The sequence below is a fragment of the Gemmatimonas aurantiaca T-27 genome (assembly GCF_000010305.1).
Classification (GTDB): domain Bacteria; phylum Gemmatimonadota; class Gemmatimonadetes; order Gemmatimonadales; family Gemmatimonadaceae; genus Gemmatimonas; species Gemmatimonas aurantiaca.
In genome coordinates this window covers 453,638-476,298 of sequence record NC_012489.1, presented here as the reverse complement: position 1 = coordinate 476,298, position 22,661 = coordinate 453,638, and the positions used below count along the sequence as shown (strand labels likewise).

Below are 22,661 nucleotides of genomic sequence, written 5' to 3'. Positions count from 1 at the left end.
TGCTGCCCACCGCCACGTGATCCGCACACCTTCCGAGCGGGACGGTCTCGCCCTCGAGTTGGTGGCCGTGGCCGCGTCGGTCCTCGCGCGCGAGCCCGATGGCGCGACGCTGCGGGAGTTCCTGTGCACCTCCATGGCGACCTGTCTGCAGGTGCCACTGGTCGCGATCGCGTCGGTGCATGAAGGCGAAGTATCTGCGTTGGTGGGCAGCACACTGCTGCCGGAACGACAGTCCACGCGCACGCTGCGTGCGATCATGCACACGGCCGCCACGCGCCGCGAGTGCCTGCTCAGCAACGAGGCCCTGGACGTCATTCCCGGCACCTGCGTGGCGCCGCAAATGCTGGGTTGGGGCAGCGTCGTGGCCGTGCCGGTGGCGCATCATGCCGGGCACCCCCTGGCCGTGCTGCTCGTCGCCGCCAGATCGGAGCATGCCTTCGATGCGATTCTGCTGCGGGCGCTCACCATCGTGTCCGAACAGTTGGCCGTGGCCGTGGATCGCGCGGAGCTCCTGGGTCGGTTGGCCGAATGGTCGAATGGCATGGAGGCCTTGTTGGCCTTCTCCGGATCGGTGCACCGACACCGGGAGCCCGAGGCGTTGGTGCAGGAGATGGTGGAACATGCCTCGCGCTTCCTCAAGGCAGACGGTGGTTATGCCGGACTGACAAGCGTGGGTGAACACGGCGAGACACGGCTGGTGTCCACCAGCTACTGGAGTCAGAACCATTGGCGACGTCTTCCGCGCACCTGGGCACGACGGGAAGGCATCCCCGGACGTGTGCTCGAACACGAGTTTGCCTATCTCACCGCCGACTACCCGGCCGATTCGGCGCGCGACCAAGAACTGGTGGACCACGACGGTGTGCACTATGCCGTGTGTGTGCCGCTCCGCGATGCGTCACATCAAGTCGTGGGATTTCTGGAACTGCATCGGACGATCGAGCGAGCCCCGTTCACCTGGAACGATGCGTCGTTTCTCGAGGCGCTGGCGGACACCACGGCCATGGCCATCGAGAACTCGCGCCTGGTCACCGCCTTGGCCAGCAAGAACGCGGAAGTGCGGCAACTGTTTGCCCTGCACGCCGACCGTATCGAGGAAGAGCGTCAGCACATCGCACGGGAGTTGCACGATGAGGCAGGTCAGGCGCTCGTCGGGGTGAAGTTGGCCTTGCAGGTCCTGTCGCGCGTGTTGCCATCGGACACGCCACACGTGCGCGCACCGCTCGATGAGCTGCGCTTGCAGGTCAATCAGGCCACCGCACGGTTTCGGCAATTGGCGCGTCGTCTCAGGCCTCCGGCGCTCGACCAGCACGGCCTCGCGGCGGCCCTCGCCCAGTTGGTGCACGATACCGAACAACGGGGCGGGTTTGCGGTGCATCTCGAGGTGGACGGTCTCGATCAACGTCGGTTCCCGCTGCACGAAACCGCCGTGTTCCGGATCGTGCAGGAAGCCCTCACCAACGTCACCGCTCATGCGGGCGCCACGGAAGTGCGCGTGAGTGTGGGTGAAACGGCGCAGCGCCTGCTCGTGCGCGTCAGCGATGACGGCTGCGGGTTCGATATCACGCGGTCACAGTCTGGCCTCGGCCTGCGCGGTATCGCCGAGCGCGCGCATCAGTTGGGAGGGCTCTGTGATGTGGCAAGCCAACCCGGCACGGGTACGGTCGTCTCGGTACAGTTGCCGCTCACATGAACACCCGGACACGGGTCGTACTCGTGGACGACCATTCGCTGGTGCGCCGCGGACTCGCCGTGTTGCTGCGCCTCGATGGTCGTCACGATGTCGTGGGGGAGGCGGGCACAGGAGAGGCCGCCGTTCCGCTCATTGAGGCCGAGCGCCCGGATCTCGTGATTCTCGACCTCAACATGCCGGGTATCGACGGGCTCGAGACGTTGCGACGCGTGCGGGCCAAAGGACTCACGACACGCGTCCTCGTGCTGTCCATGCACGACGAAACTCACCTGGTGGGACAGGCCCTGAGCGCCGGTGCCGATGGCTACCTGCTCAAGGACTCGATGGATGATGAGCTGTTCTTTGCCATCGAGAGTGTGCTGCGGGGCCAACGCTATCTCGCCGCAGCCATCGACCGGGCCCGCCTGCAGGAGTCCCGCATGCGCCCGGTGTCTCTCACGGCGCGCGAACGCGAAGTACTGCAACTGATCGCCAATGGCCTGACAACCAGTGCCGTGGCCGAGGCACTGAACATCTCCCCACACACGGCCACGCGACACCGCGCCAACCTCATGCAGAAACTGAATGTGCACAATCAGGTGGAGCTGGTGCGCATCGCGGCCAGCCAGGGATTGATCGTGCTGCAAACGCCCACCTGAGTCACCATCACGACCGGGCGCCTACCTAGTTCTTGCTATTGTTGCGCGTTGCCGGCCTTCGCATTGTGACACCGACCCACGCCAGTGTCTGCACGGTGTGGCCCCTCCCTCCTCTCCCATTCCCTGCCGGCGTGACCGGCTGTTTCCCGGAGAACTTCCTCACATGGCAACGGTGCTGTGGCTGCAGGGTGGTGCGTGTTCCGGCAACACGATGTCCTTCCTCAATGCCGAAGAGCCGAGCGCGTGCGATCTCGTGACTGACTTCGGCATCGACATTCTCTGGCATCCATCACTCGGCTATGAGATGGGCGAGCCGGTGAAGCAGATGCTCAATGATCTCGCGTCCGGCAAGCGGCAGCTCGACATCTTCGTGTTCGAGGGCACCGTCATCCTGGGTCCCAACAAGACCGGTCGGTTCAACATGTTTGCCGATCGCCCGATGATGGACTGGGTGAGAGAGCTGGCGTCGCATGCGGGGGCCGTGGTGGCACTCGGCGATTGTGCCTGCTGGGGCGGTATCCCGGCCACCGAGCCCAATCCGGTCGACAACGTTGGCCTGCAGTATCTCAAGCGGAAACACGGCGGGTTCCTGGGCAGTGACTTCCGCTCCAAGTGGGGATTGCCCGTGGTGAATATCCCCGGTTGCCCCACACACCCCGACTGGGTGACGCAGATCCTGGTGGCCATCTCCGCAGGACGAGCGGGCGATATCGCGCTCGACGATCTGCAGCGCCCGCAGACGTTCTTCAAGACGTTCACGCAGACCGGTTGTACGCGGGTGCAGTACTTCGAGTACAAGCAGAGCACCATGGAGTTCGGTCAGGGCACGCGTCAGGGGTGCCTGTTCTACGAACTCGGCTGCCGCGGTCCGATGACCCACTCGCCTTGCAATCGCATTCTGTGGAACCGGCAGTCATCGAAGACTCGCGCCGGCATGCCCTGCACCGGTTGCACCGAGCCCGAATTCCCGTTCCATGATCTCAAGCCTGGCACGGTGTTCAAGACACAGAAGGTGAGTGGCACGATTCCGAAGGAAGTGCCCACCGGCACCGACCACGTGTCGTACATGGCCCATGCGGCCGCCGCACGCATCGCGGCGCCCAAGTGGAGCAAGGAAGACATGTTCGTCGTCTGAGCCGCCTCACTCCTCTCACCTTCCATTTCGAGCATATAGCCATGGCCACGGCGACTCAGCCCATGCCCTCCGACCTGCGCATCAGCCCTCTCGGGCGCGTGGAGGGTGATCTCGACCTGCGCGTGACGATTCGCGACGGTGTTGTCACGGATGCATGGACCGAAGCAAGCATGTTCCGCGGATTCGAGATCATCCTGCGCGGCAAGGATCCGCAAGCCGGTCTCATCGTCACGCCGCGCATTTGCGGCATCTGCGGCGGTTCACACCTCTACAAGGCGGCCTACGCGCTGGACACGGCGTGGAAGACGCACCTGCCACACAACGCCACGCTCATTCGCAACATCGCGCAGGCGTGTGAAACGTTGCTGTCCATCCCGCGCTGGTTTTATGCGCTGTTTGCGGTGGACCTGATCAACAAGAAGTACGCGCACCTGCCCGAGTACGACGAGGTGGTGAAGCGTTTTGCGCCCTTTGTCGGCACGAGCTTCGAGCCAGGGGTCACGCTATCCGCCAAGCCGGTGGAAGTGTACGCGATCTTCGGCGGACAATGGCCACACTCGAGCTTCATGATTCCGGGCGGCGTGATGTGCGCGCCGTCGCTGTCCGACGTGACCCGCTCCATCGCCATTCTCGATATGTGGCGGCGCGAGTGGCTCGAAAAGCAGTGGCTCGGCTGCTCCATCGACCGCTGGCTTGAGATCAAGAGCTGGAACGACATGCTCGCCTGGGCCGAAGAGAACGAATCGCAGCGCAACTCCGACTGCGGCCTGTTCATCCGCTTCGCGCAACGGGCCGGTCTCGACAAGTACGGTCAGGGGGTGGGCGCGTTTCTCTCTACCGGCACGTTCTTCGATCCCAAGTTGTACGAACGTCCCACGGTGGAAGGGCGCAACGCCGCGCTGATGAGCCGCGCCGGCATTTACGACGGATCGGCGTTCCACGACTTCGATCACCTGAACGTGCGTGAGGACACCGCACATTCGTTCTATCGTGGTGACAAGTCGTTGCATCCGTGGCAGGGTGAGACCGATCCCATCGATCCGCTCGATGGCCACAAGCAGGGCAAGTATTCCTGGGCGAAGTCGCCGCGGTACGACGTGCCCGGCAAGGGAGCGATTCCGCTCGAAGCCGGCCCGCTGGCGCGGCAGATCATCGCCGGTCGTGGTGATGCCGCCGCGCATCAGGACTACGATCCGTTCATTCTCGACGCCATTCAAACGGTGGGACCGAGCATCCTCACCCGCGTGATGGCGCGCATGCACGAAGCACCCAAGTACTTCCGTCTCGTGCGTTCCTGGCTCGACCAGATCGACCTGCACGACCGGTTCTACAACAAGCCGGTGGAACTCGAGAGTGGTCGTGGTTTTGGCTCCACCGAAGCCGCTCGCGGATCGCTCTCCGACTGGATCGTGCTCAGCGACGGCAAGATCGAGAACTACCAGGTGATCACCCCGACGGCCTGGAATATCGGACCGCGCGATCGCCTGGGCCGTCATGGCCCCATGGAGGCGGCCTTCATCGGCGCCGAAATTCAGGATCCCACCGACCCGATCGAGATGGGACATGTGGCCCGTTCGTACGATTCCTGCCTCGTGTGCACGGTGCATGCCTATGACGAAAAGACCGGCAAGGAGCTCTCCCGTTTCCGCATAGGAGAGATGGGCTGAGGGGCGGAGCATGAGGTCTCGATGAACGATTCGGTCCGCGTACTCATCGTTGGCTGCGGCAACCTGCTGCGCGGCGACGATGCGGTCGGCCCCATTCTCGTGCGGCACCTCTGGGATCGAGGGGTGCCGCACGGCGTGCGTTGTGCCGACGGTGGAACGGGCGGGATGGATGTCGGATTTCAGATGCGGGGCGTGCCACACGTCATCATCGTGGACGCCTGCCGCAGCGGCTCCGAACCCGGCGCGATTTTCCGACTGGATGGGCGTGACGCGGAAACCCCGCCGCTGGCCGGCGTGAACCTGCATGCATTTCGCTGGGATCACGCATTGGCGTTCGCGCGGTGGGCGCTCAAGGAAGACTACCCGCCACGTATCGACGTGTGGCTCATCGAAGGAGCCCAGTTCGATCCCGGTGCGCCGCTCTCACCGGCCATCGATGCGGCCATGCATCGCGTGGCCGACCTGTTGATGCAGGAAGTGGATGCCGCCATCGCGGTGCAGGAGGCCGTGTCATGACCTCCAACGCCACGCCGTTCACGGTGCAATTGCGCAGTGACGGATACCTCGTGCTGCCGGTATCACTCGCGCAGCGCTTCTTTCCCGCCGACACGTTGTTGGCCATGCCACGTGGCAATGAACTCTGGTTGTTGCCCACCCGTGGACCAGGCGGTGGTGGCTTGTTGCTCAAGCAGCGCAACCCGGCCGGTGATCGCAGCGTGCTCGTACGCGAGGTCCTGCACGACGACGGCCCCACGGGCGACCTGCCGGCATTCTGGGACGATGAGCGTGGCGCCCTGCGCGTCGCGCTGGTCCCGGCTTCGTCGATGACGACGCAGATGACGACGCACTCTTTCACGGATATCTCATGATCCGCCCCCAACCGATCGGCGTGTTTCCCTATCCCACCGGCCTGTTGCTGTTGCCGGCGGTGGACGCGGATCAGCCCGCGCTGACGGCGCTGCTCCGCGGTGAAACACCCGAGAGCTGGCCCGAGGCCTGGCATTTCTTCGAAGCCTCGTGTCGCAACGACCGTGATCTCGCGCTGTCGTTGCTGGCGTCGCAGGACAGTCAGCTTGCGCACTACAACCGCTACGTGCTGTCCGGGGAACCCGCAGAGCGCGCCCAGGCTGAAGCGGGGAGCGATCCTGTGCTGTCTGCGCTGACACGGATGGCGGCTTTTGTCTTGGGCGACGAATATCGCGAACCGGATTGGTCGTTGCTCGATCGCGAACTGGCGGGCCATGCACGTCTGGTGAGCGCGAGCCATGCACTGGAGACCGGCGATCTCACGGCGTCGGCGACCGAGCTCGATGCTGGCATCGCCGCGGCGCGGGTGGTCTCTCCGCTGCTCGCCGCGCAGCTACTCGCCCAGCGTGCCGGGCTCGAGGAGGCCGGGGAGCAGGCAGAAGCGCTCTGGAAGGACGCGATTGCGCTGGCCGGGGACACTCCGCTGCCGGGCCTGCAAGCAGAGTTGCTGTGTGGGTACGCGCTGGTGGTGCATCAGATCGCCGAATCGCGGCGACATCGACTCGTCGAGGCGACACAACTGTATCAGCAGGCCCTGCGTGCCGGCATCGATCGTGAATCGCATCCACTGCTCTGGGCGCGCATTCAGTCCAACCTGGGCATTGCCTATGTCGCGATGCCGATGTCGGAAGCTGGAGACAAACTGCGCCTCGCCGTTGCGGTACAGGCCTTCCGCGAAGCGCTCAGCGTGTACGATCGCGAAACCAACGCGGATGAATGGGCCAGCACCATGCTCAACATGGCCAACGCCATGCAGTACATGCCGTCGGGGCATCGGCAGGAGAATCTCATGCAGGCCGTCGAAGCCTATGAAGAACTGTTGACCGTACGCCCCCGTGCCATGGATCCGGTGGGGTATGCCCGCATCCTGGCCAATCAGGGGAACGCGCTCGCCCATCTGGGCATTTTCGGGCACGCCGTGGAGAAGCTCACCGAGGCCCACAAGCTGCTGCACTGGCATGGTGAAGCCGACGCGGCGCAGCGACTGCTGGAGCAGCTCGAACTGATCAACGGACAACTCTCCACCGCCGGAGTTCCTTCATGAACGTGCACGAACGGCAGCAGTTCGATTTTTTCTTCAACACCGCCGTCGAACGTTTTGTCGAGCGCATCGAGCAGCGCTGTGGTGGTCCCGTGCCCGCGCTCACGCGGCTGCGTCTCGATCCGAACAGCGACGGGGTCTGGGTGGATGAATTTGTCTCCGCCCTGTTCACCGACTTCCTGCTCGACAATGCCGCCGGGGCGGCCTTCGTGCTCGGATCACTCGCTCGGCGTCCTCTGCCCGCCGCGGATGCCGCGATGTTGCACGGCCAGGCGCGGACCATCGGCGACTGGATGCAACTCACCGCACGACGGGGATTCGCAACCATCCTGTCCACGAAGGCGGAGGAAGCGCTGGAGCAGCGGTTGGCCTTCCAGGTGGTCGACTGAGCGTCATGACAGCCACCGCCCCTCTGCCGGTCGCATCGGCATCGCCCTCCGGTACCAGCGACGCCACGCTCGAAACACTGGCCACAAATGTGCAACGCACGCTCGACGACGTGCGTGGTATGCCCATCGATCAACGCACGCGTGCCCTGGCGCTCAAGGACGCACTCGAAGCGTTTCACAAGGCGGGGCTCACCACCATCGTGCGTGCGCTCAAGCAGGACCCCCGTGGCAAGGAACTGCTTTTCGAGTTGATCGACGATCCGGGTGTGTACGCGCTCCTCTCGCTGCACGGCATTGTGAAAGCCGATATGCGCACCCGGGTGGCCCGCGTGGTGGAGAACCTTCGCCCGTACACACAGTCCCATGGCGGTGATGTCACGCTCGTGGACGTCACCAGCGATACGGTGTTCGTGAAGCTGTCCGGCTCGTGCAATGGCTGCAGTATGTCGTCGGTGACACTGCGCAATGGCATCGAGGAGGCGCTCAAGGAACAGGTTCCCGAAATCACGCGCATCGAGGTCGTGCCCAACGAACCCGATGCCGCTGCCGCCTTCGTGACACTCACCCGCGCCCCGCGTGGTGATGGGTGGGTGGACGGTCCGCTGCTCGAAGAACTGCAGGATGCGCGCCCTTACCGTCATGAAGTGGCCGACGGGCGCAGCATCGTCATCCTGCGGCTCGATGACGCCATCACCGCCTACTGGAATGAGTGCGCGCACATGGGACTGCCCATTGATGGCGGCATGGTGGACCGTGAAGCGCGCACCATCACCTGTCCCTGGCATGGGTTCCGGTTCGACTGCGGAACGGGTGAATGTCTCTCCGCCCCACAGGCGCAACTCGAAGCGCTGCCCGTGCGGGTGGACGGCGGTCGGGTGCAACTGCGTCCAACCTGATGATCTCGCCCGCTCTGTCCACGATGTCGGACGCCACACAGACGGCCCGATCCGCATCACCGTCGTCGTCGATGCCGCTACGTCGCCTCGGTGCGGCCTCGCCGTTCGGACTCGCGCTCCCCTCGGCGCAGCCCACCGCGAATCAGCTCTACGCTCCGCGTGGTGTGTGGTTCGACGATGAGCGCATCGTGGTGGCAGACTCGGGCAACCATCGGGTGCTCATCTGGAACGGACATCCGTCACAGGATGGTGCGGACGCAGATGTGGTACTGGGGCAGCCACATTTTCACGCGGAAGGACCGGCGGCCGGTGGCCGCGGCTGTGACAACGGCCTGCATCTGCCAACCGGTGTGCTGGTGCACCACGGACGACTGCTGGTGGCCGATGCCTGGCACCATCGCATCCTCGTGTGGAACGAAATCCCCACGTGCAACGATACGCCGCCTTCGTACGCGATTGGCCAGCCGACCGTGTCCGATGCCATGCCCAATGCCGGTGGCAGCATCGCCGGCAATGCCCTCTACTGGCCGTATGGGTTGGGGATGGCCGGTGGATGGTTCTGGATCGCCGACACGGGCAATCGTCGTGTGCTGGGGTGGCCCCATATCCCCGAACCCGGCGAGTCTGCGCAGGTCGTGCTGGGGCAGGATGATGCGACACGTGGCGATGAAAACCGCGGCGGCGATCCATCGGCCGCATCGTTTCGTTGGCCACATGCGATCAGCGGCGACGACCAAACGCTGTTTGTGGCCGATGCGGGCAATCATCGCGTGCTGGGATGGACTCCCGCGCCGCTGTCCGACCGGCCCGCCGATCTCGTGCTGGGCCAGAAAGGCTTCACGCACAACGAAGAACTACCACATCGTCCGCAAGGCGCACATCGATTGCGTTTCCCGTACGCCGTGGCGGCCCGACAGGACACCCTGATCACGGCCGACACGGCCAACAATCGCCTACTGCGCTGGCATGGCATGCCCCGTCGCGGCGTGCAGACGCCGGCGCAGGAAGTGTTCGGTCAGTTCAACTTCGACGCAGCCGGGGAAAACCGGTGGACAGCCGTGGCCGATGACACGCTCTGCTGGCCGTACGGCGTCTGGTTGCACGACAATCACCTCGCGATCGCCGACAGCGGCAACAATCGCGTGATGCTCTGGTCGCTCTCGGCGACCTGTGGCCCCTCCCTGACAGGAGCCTGACGATGTGCCTCGCCGTTCCCGGACGCATCACCGCGATCTTCGATGAAGGCGTGGTGCGTATGGCCAAGTTGGATTTTGGTGGCATCACCAAGAACGTGTGCCTCGCGTACCTGCCCGATGCCGTCGTCGGTCAGTACGCCATCGTACACGTGGGGTTCGCCATCAGTCTCATCGATGAAGCCTCGGCTCAGGAGACACTGCACCACTTCCGCTCACTGGGCATTCTCGAAGAAGAACTCGGAGAAGTGGCTGACGAGGTGTATTCGCCTCCACCGTCCTGTCCGTTGCCAACATCGAGCCTGCAATGAAATACCTGGCCGAATTCCGGGATGGCGAGATCGCGCAGCGCATCGCCGCTGAGATCCGTCAACTGACTACACAGCCATGGGCCATCATGGAAGTGTGCGGCGGACAGACGCACAGCATCATGCGCAACGGCATCGATCAACTGCTCCCGCCCGAGGTCGAACTCATTCACGGTCCCGGATGTCCGGTGTGTGTGACACCACTGGAGGTCATCGACAAGGCACTCGCCATCGCGGCGACTCCCGGCGTGATCTTCTGTTCGTTCGGCGACATGCTGCGAGTGCCGGGATCGGATCGTGATCTGTTCCGCGTGAAGAGTGAAGGTGGCGATGTCCGCGTGGTGTATTCGCCACTCGACGCCGTGGCACTCGCCCGGCAGCACCCGAACAGGCAGGTCGTGTTCTTCGGCATCGGCTTCGAGACCACGGCGCCGGCCAATGCCATGGCGGTGCACATCGCGAAGCTGGAGCGACTGCACAACTTCTCGATGCTGGTCTCCCATGTGCTGGTGCCGCCCGCCATCGACGCCATCATGCGGTCTCCCACCAATCGTGTGCAGGCGTTTCTCGCCGCCGGCCATGTGTGCAGTGTGATGGGATTCTGGCAGTATCCTGCGCTGTCTTCGATGCACCGTGTACCCATCGTCATCACCGGTTTCGAGCCGCTGGACGTGCTTGAAGGCATCCGGCGCACCATCGCCCAGCTCGAGCATGGACAGCACGTGGTCGAGAATGCCTACGCCCGTGTGGTGACCTTCGACGGGAATCGTCCGGCGCAGGAGCTGCTGGAGCGAGTGTTCACCGTGAGCGACCGCGCGTGGCGAGGCATCGGAGTGATTCCCAACAGCGGGTGGCGCCTCAGCGAGGCGTATCGCGACTACGATGCCGAGTATCGTTTTGACGTGACCGGCATCCACACGCAGGAATCTGCGCTCTGCCGGAGCGGAGAGGTGTTGCAAGGCACCATCAAACCTCCGACCTGTTCGGCGTTTGGTGAGCAGTGCACCCCCCGCACCCCACTGGGGGCCACCATGGTGTCCAGTGAAGGCGCCTGCGCCGCGTATTTCAACTATGGGCGCACCGTGCAGTTGCAGCGCGCGGGGACCTCGCGATGACCACCACCGTCGCGCAGCAGCCCACCGCCGTATCGCTCGACGAATGGAGCTGCCCACTGCCTTTGCGGGACTATCCGACCATCGTGATGGGCCATGGCGGCGGCGGGCAATTGTCTGCCGAACTGGTGACACACCTGTTCCGTCCGGCGTTTGCGCCGGGAGATACCAGTGCGCTCACCGACTCCACCGTGCTCACGCTGCCGGGATCCCGCATCGCCTATACCACCGATACGTTCGTGGTGCAGCCGTTGGAGTTTCCCGGTGGCACGATCGGTTCACTGGCCGTGCATGGTACGGTGAACGATCTCGCGATGAGTGGGGCACGTCCGCTGGTGCTCACGGTGGGATTTGTCATCGAAGAAGGCATGCCCATGGCGCAGCTTGCCCGCATCGTGCACGACATGGCCCGTGCGGCGCGTGAGGCCGGTGTGCGCATCGTCTGCGGGGACACCAAGGTGGTCGAGCGCGGTCACGGCGATGGCGTGTACATCAACACCAGTGGCATCGGCGTGCTGGATGACGACGTGCACATCGGTCCTGATCGCGCCACCGTGGGTGACGTCGTACTCGTGAGCGGCAGCATCGGCGATCATGGCATGGCCATCATGAGCCAGCGCGAAGGGCTCGAGTTCGAGACCACCATCGTCAGCGATTCGGCCGCATTGCATACGCTGGTGCATGCCTTGCGGGCCGCCGTGCCCGATGTGCACGTGCTGCGCGATCCCACGCGCGGGGGTGTGGCCACGTCGCTCAACGAGATTGCGGCCGATGCCAATGTCGGGATCATGCTCGAAGAACGGGCGCTTCCCATTCGCCCCGCCGTGCGCGCGGCCTGTGAGGTGCTGGGCCTCGATCCGCTGTTTGTGGCCAATGAAGGCAAGCTGCTGGCCATCGTGCCGGCCGATGCGGCCAACACCGCCCTTTCTGCACTGCGCGCCCATGCACTGGGTGTCGATGCTGCCATCATCGGCGAAGTGGTGGCCGACCACCCGGGCATGCTCGTGGCCCGCACCGGACTGGGTGCGCGTCGGGTCATCACCACGCCCATCGGCGAACAACTACCCCGGATCTGCTGATATCTGTCATGCCTCTGCTCGACCTTCGCGCGTACGGACCGGCGCTGCTGCTGACGCTGGCCTGCGTCACCGTCTCGACCACGGTCGACGCACAGCAACGCGCCAACACCGACACCACGCGTCGCACCGCGCCTCGCACCGCGCCTCGCACCGCGCCTCGCACCGCGCGCGATTCTGCGACGCAGCTTGGCACCATGCAGATCAGCGGGCGTCGTGACAATCTCGTGGGGCTCGCGACCAGCGCCGCGCAGGGCCGTATCGGACGTGTCGATCTCCGTCAGCGGCCGCTGCTGCGCGAAGGGGAGCTGCTCGAAGCTGTTCCGGGCATGATTCTCACGCAGCACAGCGGCGATGGCAAAGCCAACCAGATGTTCGTGCGAGGATTCAATCTCGACCACGGCACGGATTTTCAGACGCGTATCGAGTCGATGCCACTCAACCTGCCCACGCACGCGCATGGACAGGGGTACACCGATCTCAACCTGCTCATCCCGGAGTTGGTGGATCATGTGAGCTATTCGCTTGGTCCGTACTACGCGGAGCTCGGAGACTTCGGCAGTGCCGGTGGCGCCACGTTGAACCTGGTGCGCTCCCTGCCACGGGCGCTGGCGCAGGTTGAAGGTGGGGCATGGGGCTATCGACGCGCTGTGCTGGCCGGCAGTCGCACGCGTGGTGCGCACACCATGCTGATTGGCGGCGAGGCCAAGGGCTATGACGGCCCATGGCAGGTGGCGCAGGGCCTGGCAAAACGTTCGGCCGTGGCGCGGTATTCGTGGCAAGGTCGCGAGCAGAGCCTGTCGCTGTTGGGGCTCAGCTATCTCAATCACTGGAACGCGTCCGATCAGATCCCCGAGCGGGTGGTCGATGTTGGCGCCGTGAACCGGTTTGGGCAGATCGACCCGTCGTTAGGTGGCTCCACGGCCCGCCACAGCCTGTCACTCGACTGGACACGCACCACCGGCACCACACGCACTCAACTCGAGGCGTATGCCGTACGGTACGATTTCGAACTGTTCTCGAACTTCACGTATTACCTCGACAACGAAGACGGCGGAGATCAGATCCGCCAACGCGACGATCGCGCGATCTTCGGTCTCAATCTCCAGCAGCAGCGCATCCTGCCATTGGGTGGCATGCAGCACTTGGTGCGTTACGGCGTGCAGGGCCGATTCGACGATGCCGATGTTTCCTTGGCCCGCACACAGAACCGTGCGTTCACCGACATGGTGCGTGCCGATCTGGTGCAGCAAGGCAGCCTTGGCCTGTGGACCACCATCGAAAGCCGCTGGAACCGCTGGCTGCGAACCACCGCCGGTGTGCGCGGCGATGGATATCGATTCGATGTGGTCAGTGACCGTCCTGAAAACTCCGGTGTGCGCAACGCCACGCTGGCCAGCCCGAAGGCCTCCATCATCGTATCGCCAACCACCGCCCTGGAGCTCTACGTGGGAGGTGGGCTGGGTTTCCACAGCAACGATGCCCGTGGTACCACCATTCACACCGACCCGGTCAGCGGTGATGCCGTGGACCCGGTGGACCCGCTCGTCCGGTCACGTGGCGGAGAATTGGGACTACGCCTCTCTGGCGCACGCGATCTGCGCACCACCGTATCACTCTGGACACTCCGCCTCGACAGCGAGCTGCTGTTCGTGGGTGACGCCGGCACCACCGAACCACAGGGACGCAGTGCACGCACCGGCGTGACGGTGGCCAATTTCTGGCGCCCGCTTCGTTCGCTGGCGCTGGATGGTGATGTCTCGTTCACCAGAGCCCGCTACCTGGACGAACCCGCAGGAGCGCAGTCGGTGCCAGGCGCACTGGAATCGGTCATCGCCGCCGGCGTGCAGTGGACGCCGTGGTCGGTCGGCCCGACCGGCGTAGTACGCCTGCGGCACTTCGGCGCGCATCCGCTCATCGAAGACAACTCCATACGCGGGCGCTCCACCACGCTGCTGAACGCCAGTCTCGGCGTACCTGTGCGGGGTGTGCGTATCACGGCCAGTGTGCTGAATCTGCTGGGCAGTCGCGGCCGTGATGTGCAGTACTTCTATGCGTCGCGGCTGCGTGGTGAACCGGCAGGCGGCGTGGAGGACGTGCACTTCCATCCCGTGGAGCCGCGACAGCTTCGGCTCGGGGTCAGCATCGGTGGCTGGGGGGCGGTACAGGCGCCGGAGTGAGCCGGGCATCCGGTGTCCGCTGCCAACGCGTGACAACGCCTCCCGGGTCGATCATCATTCAGGGATCCCCGCGGATTGCATCCCGCCCGACCCATCGCCCCGGAGTCTCTGTGTCCTCTGCGCGTCGCGCGTTCCTCAAGCAGGCCGGCATCTCAGCCGCCGCCCTGGCGGCTCTTCCTTCGCTGGCCAAGGCTGAAGCCGGTGCGATCAACAGCCCGCGTGCGGCGCTGCTGTCCCTGTCGGAAGAACTCGCAGAGTTCGAACAGCCGCCGCAGGAAGCCTGGGACACGACCTGGACCAAGCGCGTCACCGCAAAACACAAGGCGATGTTCGACGTGCCGGAGATTGCGGGAGGTGCCGGTGTATTTCGCGCGGCCATCTGGGGCGCCCAGTACATCGACGCACTCAAGGTCACCGCGGCAGACCTGTCACCGGTCATCGTGATTCGACACAGCGGCATTCCGCTGGCGATGAATCAGGATTTCTGGGCCAACTACAACGTCGGCAAGCAGTACAAGCTCAAAGGCGATGACGGCAAGACGATGAAGTACAACCCCGTGTTGCCCACGCCTGGCGCGCCCGCACCAACGGGCACCTTTGCGACCTACATGCTCGACAATCAGATCGCCAAGGGCGCGGTCGTATTGGGCTGCAACCTGGCGTTTCGCAGCATCGTGTCGACGGTGCAGAAGCAGGACAAGCTGACGCCCGCCGAAGCCCGCGAGAAGGCGAAGAGCATGCTCGTCCCGGGTCTGATCATGCAGCCCTCAGGCATTTTCGCCAACGTGCTGGCCCAGGAAGTGGGCTGCGCCTTTGTCTACGCCGTTTAGTTCGGAAATGATCTGATATCAAATGGAAACAGGGAGGAGTTGGAGAGATCGCAGGGCGCAGTCCTGCTTCCTGTAATCTCTCCAACTCCCCCCTGTTTCCTCTAGAAATAAAACGCCTTTCCTTATTACACCGCGTCCGACAACGACGTGAAGTTGAAATCCCGCACCTTGATCGGCGGCATGAACACCGCGCCACCCGTCGACGCACTTTCCGACGAATTGATGCGCATCGTTCCGCCCACCGCTTCCAGGTTGTTCAGGAAGAAGATCGGGCTTTCGTTGTAGCGGAAGTTCTTGATCGGACGCGTGACCTTGCCGTTCTCCACGAGGAACGTGCCATCGCGCGTGAGACCCGTGTACAGAATCGTGCGCGGATCGACGCCACGGATGTACCAGAAGCGCGTGACCAGCACACCACGCTCGGTGCTCTTGATCATATCGGCGATGCTCGACGAGCCACCCAGCATGCGCAGTGAACGCGTGCCACCGAAGCCACCACCACCGGCACGCGTGGCCGGCACGTTCTGCTTCTGGGCCCAGAAACGATCGTAGTTCAGGTTCTTCACGAGCCCGTTCTCGATCCACACCACCTTCTCGAGTGGCACACCGTCGTTGTCATACCCACCGCTCAGACTCGGCGAGTCCGCCGGATCGGTGAGCAGCGTGACACGTTCGTCGACCACCTTGAGGCCGATCTTGTTGCCACCACCCGGCTTCGAGAAGAACGAACGGCCTTCGTCTGCCGCTCGTGCCTGCATGGCACCCGGAATGAGCTGCACCAGATTGCCCACCGCCGTCGGCTCGAGAATGGCCGTGTAGCGACCCGGTTCAATCGCCACCGGATTGCGCGAATCCTTGGCCTTCTGCACCGCCGTGGCGGCGAGCTGCTTGGGATCGAGTTCACCGAAGCTGTTGCCATCGGTGCACGCCCAGCCGGAACCCGTGCCATCGGGCGAACGCACCGTCGCCGTCATCGACACCGAGGCCGACGCGTCGTACGCAAACAGCCCCTTCGAGTTGGCCAGTGCCGTGGCGCCAGCGCGGCATTCGATGAAACCCGTGGCCACCAGATCGTTGGCCCGTGCAAGCTCGGTCACGATCTTCGCCGCCGCCGCACGTTCCGCCGGCGTGGGGATATCGAGCGCACGCTCGCGGAACGCCGGATACGTCTGCGCGCCCAGTTCCGGCATGCGCTCCGGATTGGGCGGTACGAGCTTCGCGATCTCGTGCGCCTGCTTGGCCGCCGCCGCCAACGAGGCTTCGTCGAGGCGGTTGGTGTTCACGCTGGCCGAACGGTTGCCCACGTACGCGGTGATGGTGATCTGCGTGTCCTGATTTTCACCCGACGTGGTGACCTGATTCAGCGCAAAGCGCGTATCGGCACGCGCACCGCTGTTGATCGACACACGCGTTTCTTCGGCGGGCGAATTGCGCAGCACACGCTGCGCGATCTCCTGCGCTTCGGCGCGCGACAGCACGCTCGCCGGAGCAAACAGGGAGCGAGGCGCGCTCATGCCGTCCTCCCGGTGTTGATGACGTTGACCTGCGAGAAGAGCGCCGGCACGCAACCGTGGCTCACGGAGTTGGACTGCGCGGGCTGACCCTTGCCGTCGCCGAACGCGCCGCCGAGGTGATAGCTGCGCGGACCGCCAATAGCCTTGAGCCCCTTCCAGAACTCCGGTGTGCGGAACTGGTACGCCACGTCCTTGAGCTGGCCGACGATCTTGCCACCACGCACTTCGTAGAACACCTGACCGGCAAACTGACCGTTGTAGCGCTGCTGATCGATGGAGAACGAGCCGTCGCCGACGATCGCGATGCCGCGGTCCATCTTGGCAATCATCGACTCCCACGTGTCGTCGTTGTTGCCCGGCTGCAGGCTCACGTTCGGCATGCGCTGGAACTGCACGTCCGACCAGCTCTGCGCGTACGAGCAGCCATACGAGCGCACTGGCTTGCCCACACGCTTGTAGTAGTCGGCCATCATCGTGGCCTGTTCGCGCGTGGTCTGATAGTCCTGGAACACACCGTTTTTCACGATGTCGAACTTGACCGGCTTCACGGCTTCGTCGTCCCAGCCGATGGCACCAAGTGATCCCTTCTGTTCGCGATCACCCACGATGTTCATGAGTTCCGAACCGTACTGCATCTTGCCCAGCATCGCGTCGGGCGGTGCGATGAAGCTGGTACCGGCGTAGTTGGCTTCGAAGCCCAGCGCACGATCGAGTTCGGTGGGGTGACCGATCACTTCGTGAATGGTGAGCCACAGATTGGACGGGTGCAGCAGCAGGTCGTAGCGACCCGGCTCCACCGGCTTGGCGCTCAGCTTCTGCACTGCCAGCTCGGCCCATTCGGGGGCGCGTTCGGCGAGCCGGCTGTTGGTGACGTGTTCGTAACCCAGGCCCATCGGCGCGACTTCGTTGCTCTGCACCGACTGGAAGTCGCGGTTGTCCGCCGACACCGCCGTCACGCCCATGCTGGGTGACGTGCGATAGATCGTCTGCACCACGTACGAACCGTCGGTCGTCATGAGCGACTTTTCTTCGCGCAGGAAGAACATGCTCGACGTGACGTTGCGAATGCCCTTCACCTTGAGCGCGGCTTCGTTGGCCGCGAGCAGGAAGGCCACCTTGTCGGTGATGGCCACATTGAAGGGATCGACTTCGATCGGGCTCTTCCACTCACCGACCTGATTGCCAGGCGTCGGCGCCAGCACGACCGGACGGAGCTGGCTGGCGCGGTTGGCCTTGGCCTGCCCCAGTGCGAGCTGCGTGGTCTTGGCCACCGAGTCCTTGTCCAGCTTGCTCGTGGCGGCAAAACCCCACGCGCCGTCGACCAGGGTGCGAATGCCGAGTCCGAACGTGTCGGTATCGGAAACACCCTGCACGATGCGATCGCGCGTGTTGACGTTCTGCTGGCGGCGGGCGGCCACGCGCACATCGGCGTACGAAGCGCCGCCGGCCTTGGCCGTGTTCAGCGCGGCTTCCATGAGGGCCTTGATGGCCGGATCGTCGACCTTGGGCAGGTCATCGTGGGGAACGAGCAGCCCCGAAGGGGTCTGCGCCAGGAGCGGCGAGGATGCGACCAGTGAACCGGCCGCAACCGCTGCCCCGACCTTGAGAAAATCTCGACGGTTGCTTGGCATTTGAAGGCGGTGAGGGAGGAGCCGGAATATACCTGCCGGGACACCGGTTGCGCCTCGCCACGAACCAGACCGGAATGCCCAATTTTTTGCCACGGAAACACACGGAAACACACGGAAACACGCGGCAAGGCCGTTCGGGAGCCATGGTCAACGCGAGATCTGGAAGCCACCTTATCAAGCCCACGTTGTCCCACGCTCGTTAATCTCTCGTTTATCTATGACAGCTCGCCGCATTCTCACTGGCGTCCTGCTCCTTGCCGCCCCGGTGGCTGCCGACGCGCAACTGCCTGGCACCCGCGCCCCGGGCGCGCCGACCACGCTCACGGCGGAACAGCAGGCCGCCCGCGCGATCTACAAAGAGATCGTCGAGATCAACACGGCCGACTCCGTGGGCTCCGTCACGCGTGCGGCGCAGGTGGTGGCGGCGCGATTCCGGGCCGCCGGATTTCCTGCGGCCGATGTGAACATCGTCGGCCCGGCCAATGCGCCCGCCAAGCACAACCTCGTGGTGCGCCTGCGCGGCAAGACACGCGGCAAGCCCATTTTGCTGCTGGCCCACCTCGACGTGGTGCAGGCCCTGCGCGCCGACTGGCCCCGCGACCCGTTCGTACTCGTGGAAGAAGACGGCTGGTTCTACGGCCGCGGCGTCTCCGACGACAAGTCGATGTGCGCCATGTTCATCGCCAACCTGCTGCGCTACAAGCGCGAAGGCTGGGTACCGGAACGGGATCTCATTCTGGCCCTCACCGCCGATGAAGAAGGTGGCAACTCCAACGGCGTGTCGTGGCTCATCGAAAATCGCCGCGATCTGATCGATGCCGAATACGCCATCAACGAAGGCGGCGGCGGCACCCTGCAGGACGACAAGCCGCTGTTCCATTCCATTCAGGCCGCCGAAAAGGTGTACGAGGACTTCACCTTCACGGTGAAAAACACCGGTGGACATTCGAGCGTGCCGCGCAAGGACAACGCCATCTACTCGCTGTCACAGGCGTTGCTCAAGGTGCAGCAGTACGCCTTTCCCGTGGAACTCAACGCGGTGACCACGGCGTTCTTCACGCAGACCGCCAAGGTGGAGATGCCCTCGCTCGCCACGGCCATGCGCGCACTCGTCGCCAATCCGGCAGACACCGCGGCCGCGCGCGTGATTTCCACCGACCCGCGCTATGCGAGCATGCTGCGCACCACCTGCGTGGCCACCATGCTGAATGGTGGTCATGCGCCGAATGCATTGCCGCAGACGGCCAAAGCCAACGTGAATTGCCGTATCGCGCCGTCGAGCAAGGCATCGCAGGTACGTGCGACCCTGCAGCGCATCGTGAACGACACGGCCGTGGCCATCGTCGGTGAACGTCCCGATCGCACCGATGGCGCACCGGCCCCCATTCACCCGGTGTTGCTCAAAGCCACCGAATCGCTCACCAGGCAGATGTTCGGCGACATCCCGGTCATCCCCACCATGAGCACCGGCGCCACTGACGGCTATCGATTGCGCAACGCCGGCATTCCCACGTACGGCGTGAGTGGCATCTTCTCGGCGCCTGGCGAAACCAACGCGCATGGCCGCAACGAAAAGTTGCGTGTCAAGTCATTCTACGACGGACTGGCCTTCCTGTACGAGCTGGTGAAACAAGTCGCGGGGCCCGGACAGCCTGTGTCCTGAGCCCCGCGCACGGTCTTGCACATCGACAGCGAATCAGGATTTCATGCCGGGTTCGCTGTCGATCACGGCCTTCGCGATATCCACCATGCGCACCGAGCGATCCTGGCTGCTGCGCTGCATGATGCGATAGGCTTCCTGTTCGCTGCTGCCCGTGCGACGCATGAGGATGCCCTTCGCCCGTTCGATGAGCTTGCGGGCCTCGAGCTGCTGCTTGGCCTCCGCCGCTTCCCGACGGGCTTCGATGAGTTCGCGCGCACGCGTGACGGCCATGCGCAACGTGGCATCGAGCGTGGTCGGTGGCGTGGGCTTGGGCAACAGCGCCACCGCCGTGCTGCGCAGCACATCGGCCGTGGAGAGCGTGAGAGACAGGTCTCCGGTGATCAGCACCACCGCCGTGCCGGGCAACGCACTGGCGATTTCTTCCGCGGCCTGAACACCTGTGGCGCCCGGCATGTGCATGTCGAGCAGCACCGCATCCGGCGTGAACTGCTGCGCCTTCGCGATGGCATCGGTGCCTGATTCCACCTCTGCCACGACCACGTGACCGAGTACGCCGAGGAGATCCACGAGCGTCGAACGCTCGAGAGCATTGTCCTCAGCGACCAGCACACGCAGGGTCGATGGTTGTTCCGACATGGGTTACTCGTTGTTGGACGGGGGCGTTCGCCCCGCAATGTGAGCCTTCAGTTCCTGTGCCCGCAACGGCTTGCGAAGCACGAATTCCACGCCGCGTGCTTCTTCGCTGCCGGCGGTTGCTTCCCATCCCGTGATCACCCCCACGCGCAGCGCAGGCCATGATGCACGACTCTCCCGTGCAAGATCCCAGCCACTGCCGTCGGGCAACCCGACATCCGTCAACATCAGATCGTACGGCATACCGCCCTCCACCGCGAGCCTCGACTTGGCTTCGGTGACACTGGCAACCGCGTCCACCTGATGACCATCGCCCTCGAGGATACGACGCAGCAGCATGCGTCCGTCGTCATGATCCTCCACAACGAGGATGCGCTGCGGCACGGCTTTGGCAGGAGGCACAACCGCTGCCACCACCGGTTGTGGTGCCACACGGGGCAAACGGAGGGTCACCGTGGACCCCTTTCCAGCCGATGACGACAGTGTCACCTGACCGCGGTGCCGCCGGACGATGCCGTACACCTCGGCCAGACCAAGCCCCGACCCCTTTGCCCCCTTCGTGGTGAAAAATGGCTCGAAGGCGCGCTCGAGCACTTCCTCGCTCATGCCAACCCCGGTGTCCTGAACGGACAGGCAGGCATCGGTCCCCTCGCCCCAGCAGCGTACCGTGAGCGTGCCACCTTCCGGCATCGCATCGATGGCATTCTGGACGAGATTCAGCATCGCCTCACGAATCTCGCCCGGCAGTCCGCGTCCCTGGACTCCAGGCTCGAGTTCTGTCGCGACACGCACGGCATGGCTGCCCACGGAACGACGCAGCCGCATCGGCTCGGTCAGATCGAGCACCTCCGCCACCAGGACGGACAGATCGATCTCTTCGTCTCCGCCTGCGTGCAGTGGTTCCTGCCGAATGAAACGCCCCACACGGGACGCCGTCGCTGCACCGATCTCGGCCGCCGCGCGAATGCGTTCCGCGTAATCGCGCACCGCCGCCGGAGACTCGGCGTGATGCTGAAGCAGGTACGCTGCCGCCATGATGGGATTGAGCGCGTTGTTCACATCGTGCATCACCCCGGCGGCCAACTGCCCCACCGCGGCGAGACGTCGCTCGCGCACATGTTCTTCGTGCGACGCGATCACCTCTCGCGATCGCTCTTCCACCAGACGGTCGAACTGTGCCGCGTCCACGGCGGTGGTCGCGGCGGTGGGCGACGGACGTTCGCGACGATGACGATCGGTGATGTCATGGTCGACCAGCATCACGCCGATCAGTGCGCCGCTCGCATCGGTCATCGGCGACGCGCTCGCCTCGATGATACGCGTGCCATCGCCACGTCGACATTGCAGCCGCTGCTGCCGCACCGACACACCGGCGAGCGCGCGCATGCCCGGTGTGTCGAGGAATGTCAGCGGACGTGCGGGACGCCCCTCTTCGGACAGGTCGTGCGGCGCCTCTCGCTCCCACAGCTCCCGCAGCGTGGTCGGGGCCCGATCGCCATGCTGTCGATCCGCTTCCCCATTCGTGCGGATGATACGACCCGACACATCCACCACATGCACCACGGCCGGTGCCAGCATGAACAACGTGCGCCGCTCGCGTTCGGCCCGTTCGAGCGCGATCCGTCGCTGCTGCTCCTCACTGTGATCGGTGGCCGTCACCAGCACGAACGCTTCATCGAATGGCGCCGCGCGCAGCGTGAACACGGCTCCATCGACCGGCAGCGTCACCTGACGTGACACCGTGGTGTTGGTGGCCTGCACCGCGGCCATGATGTCACGTGCCACATCGCCGAACGGATGCAACATCACGCGCCAGTGTTGCGAAGACAGCGGCGCGATGGTGTCGAAGACAAACAGATCCTCTCCATCGGCATTGATGGCCGCGGCCGTGCCTTCCGTGCGAAACAGCACGGCAGGTACGGGCAAGGCCCCCAGCACGGCAGCAAGCCGAGCGACGTCCAGTGCAATGCTGGGTGTTGCCGACGAAACCACTAATGGAGGGATGGGCATCTGGACGACCACCACGCGCTGCCAG

General features: G+C 64.3%; 20 protein-coding genes. 16 read left to right on the top strand and 4 right to left on the bottom strand.

The annotated features are described in order from the left end of the window. Positions 1–16 precede the first annotated feature (16 nt). The 15 genes from GAU_RS20220 to GAU_RS02050 all read left to right on the top strand — a co-directional run bounded on the left by GAU_RS20220 (position 17) and on the right by GAU_RS02050 (position 15,185). A complete protein-coding gene (locus GAU_RS20220) occupies positions 17–1,693 on the top strand; it encodes a sensor histidine kinase (protein ID WP_012681905.1) in 1,677 nt (558 codons plus the stop codon). Continuing rightward, positions 1,690–2,331, top strand: coding sequence for a response regulator (locus GAU_RS02115; RefSeq protein ID WP_012681904.1), 642 nt, complete (start codon positions 1,690–1,692; stop codon positions 2,329–2,331). Before GAU_RS20220 ends, GAU_RS02115 begins: the two co-directional genes overlap by 4 nt. A gap of 163 nt (positions 2,332–2,494) precedes the next feature. Beyond that, the gene (locus tag GAU_RS02110; protein ID WP_012681903.1) at positions 2,495–3,466 is read left to right on the top strand and encodes a hydrogenase; all 972 of its coding nucleotides are present in this window, start codon (positions 2,495–2,497) and stop codon (positions 3,464–3,466) included. Positions 3,467–3,507: 41 nt separating this feature from the next. Further along, positions 3,508–5,133, top strand: a complete 1,626-nt coding sequence (locus GAU_RS02105) for a nickel-dependent hydrogenase large subunit (RefSeq protein WP_156798862.1) — start codon at positions 3,508–3,510, stop codon at positions 5,131–5,133. A 21-nt stretch (positions 5,134–5,154) separates the two neighbouring features. Next, positions 5,155–5,649: a hydrogenase maturation protease gene (locus GAU_RS02100; RefSeq protein WP_012681901.1), complete on the top strand. Its 495-nt coding sequence runs from the start codon at positions 5,155–5,157 to the stop codon at positions 5,647–5,649. After that, the gene (locus GAU_RS02095) at positions 5,646–6,002 is read left to right on the top strand and encodes a hypothetical protein (RefSeq protein WP_012681900.1); all 357 of its coding nucleotides are present in this window, start codon (positions 5,646–5,648) and stop codon (positions 6,000–6,002) included. The genes GAU_RS02100 and GAU_RS02095 overlap by 4 nt, the downstream gene beginning before the upstream one ends. Then, on the top strand, positions 5,999–7,204 hold the full coding sequence (locus GAU_RS02090) for a hypothetical protein (protein WP_012681899.1): 1,206 nt from the start codon (positions 5,999–6,001) through the stop codon (positions 7,202–7,204). The genes GAU_RS02095 and GAU_RS02090 overlap by 4 nt, the downstream gene beginning before the upstream one ends. Further along, positions 7,201–7,590, top strand: coding sequence for a hypothetical protein (locus GAU_RS02085; protein WP_012681898.1), 390 nt, complete (start codon positions 7,201–7,203; stop codon positions 7,588–7,590). The genes GAU_RS02090 and GAU_RS02085 overlap by 4 nt, the downstream gene beginning before the upstream one ends. A gap of 5 nt (positions 7,591–7,595) precedes the next feature. Further along, positions 7,596–8,486, top strand: a complete 891-nt coding sequence (locus GAU_RS02080) for a NifU family protein (RefSeq protein ID WP_012681897.1) — start codon at positions 7,596–7,598, stop codon at positions 8,484–8,486. Continuing rightward, positions 8,486–9,682 carry an NHL repeat-containing protein gene (locus GAU_RS02075; protein WP_012681896.1) on the top strand — a complete coding sequence of 399 codons (1,197 nt, stop codon included), beginning with the start codon at positions 8,486–8,488 and terminating at the stop codon, positions 9,680–9,682. The genes GAU_RS02080 and GAU_RS02075 overlap by 1 nt, the downstream gene beginning before the upstream one ends. A gap of 2 nt (positions 9,683–9,684) precedes the next feature. Then, complete coding sequence (locus tag GAU_RS02070) at positions 9,685–9,990, top strand: HypC/HybG/HupF family hydrogenase formation chaperone (RefSeq protein ID WP_012681895.1); 306 nt, start codon at positions 9,685–9,687, stop codon at positions 9,988–9,990. Further along, positions 9,987–11,102: a hydrogenase formation protein HypD gene (hypD, locus tag GAU_RS02065; RefSeq protein WP_012681894.1), complete on the top strand. Its 1,116-nt coding sequence runs from the start codon at positions 9,987–9,989 to the stop codon at positions 11,100–11,102. The genes GAU_RS02070 and hypD overlap by 4 nt, the downstream gene beginning before the upstream one ends. Next, positions 11,099–12,178, top strand: coding sequence for a hydrogenase expression/formation protein HypE (gene hypE, locus GAU_RS02060; protein WP_012681893.1), 1,080 nt, complete (start codon positions 11,099–11,101; stop codon positions 12,176–12,178). The genes hypD and hypE overlap by 4 nt, the downstream gene beginning before the upstream one ends. Before the next feature lie 8 nt (positions 12,179–12,186). Further along, on the top strand, positions 12,187–14,355 hold the full coding sequence (locus GAU_RS02055; RefSeq protein ID WP_012681892.1) for a TonB-dependent receptor: 2,169 nt from the start codon (positions 12,187–12,189) through the stop codon (positions 14,353–14,355). Positions 14,356–14,465: 110 nt separating this feature from the next. Next, positions 14,466–15,185: a hypothetical protein gene (locus GAU_RS02050; protein WP_012681891.1), complete on the top strand. Its 720-nt coding sequence runs from the start codon at positions 14,466–14,468 to the stop codon at positions 15,183–15,185. A gap of 125 nt (positions 15,186–15,310) precedes the next feature. On the opposite strand, the gene GAU_RS02045 is transcribed toward GAU_RS02050, so the two are convergent. Both GAU_RS02045 and GAU_RS02040 read right to left on the bottom strand, forming a co-directional pair. After that, entirely contained in the window at positions 15,311–16,699 is a 1,389-nt protein-coding gene (locus GAU_RS02045) for a TldD/PmbA family protein (protein ID WP_012681890.1), read from the bottom strand. After that, complete coding sequence (locus tag GAU_RS02040; RefSeq protein WP_012681889.1) at positions 16,696–18,330, bottom strand: metallopeptidase TldD-related protein; 1,635 nt, start codon at positions 18,328–18,330, stop codon at positions 16,696–16,698. The genes GAU_RS02045 and GAU_RS02040 overlap by 4 nt, the downstream gene beginning before the upstream one ends. A 217-nt stretch (positions 18,331–18,547) precedes the next feature. Here GAU_RS02040 and GAU_RS02035 point away from each other — a divergent pair, with 217 nt between their 5' ends. Beyond that, complete coding sequence (locus GAU_RS02035; RefSeq protein ID WP_012681888.1) at positions 18,548–19,993, top strand: M20/M25/M40 family metallo-hydrolase; 1,446 nt, start codon at positions 18,548–18,550, stop codon at positions 19,991–19,993. A 33-nt stretch (positions 19,994–20,026) separates the two neighbouring features. On the opposite strand, the gene GAU_RS02030 is transcribed toward GAU_RS02035, so the two are convergent. Beyond that, on the bottom strand, positions 20,027–20,629 hold the full coding sequence (locus GAU_RS02030) for an ANTAR domain-containing response regulator (protein WP_012681887.1): 603 nt from the start codon (positions 20,627–20,629) through the stop codon (positions 20,027–20,029). 3 nt (positions 20,630–20,632) lie between these two features. Next, a complete protein-coding gene (locus tag GAU_RS02025) occupies positions 20,633–22,636 on the bottom strand; it encodes an ATP-binding protein (RefSeq protein ID WP_156798861.1) in 2,004 nt (667 codons plus the stop codon). Between the last annotated feature and the right edge of the window lie 25 nt (positions 22,637–22,661).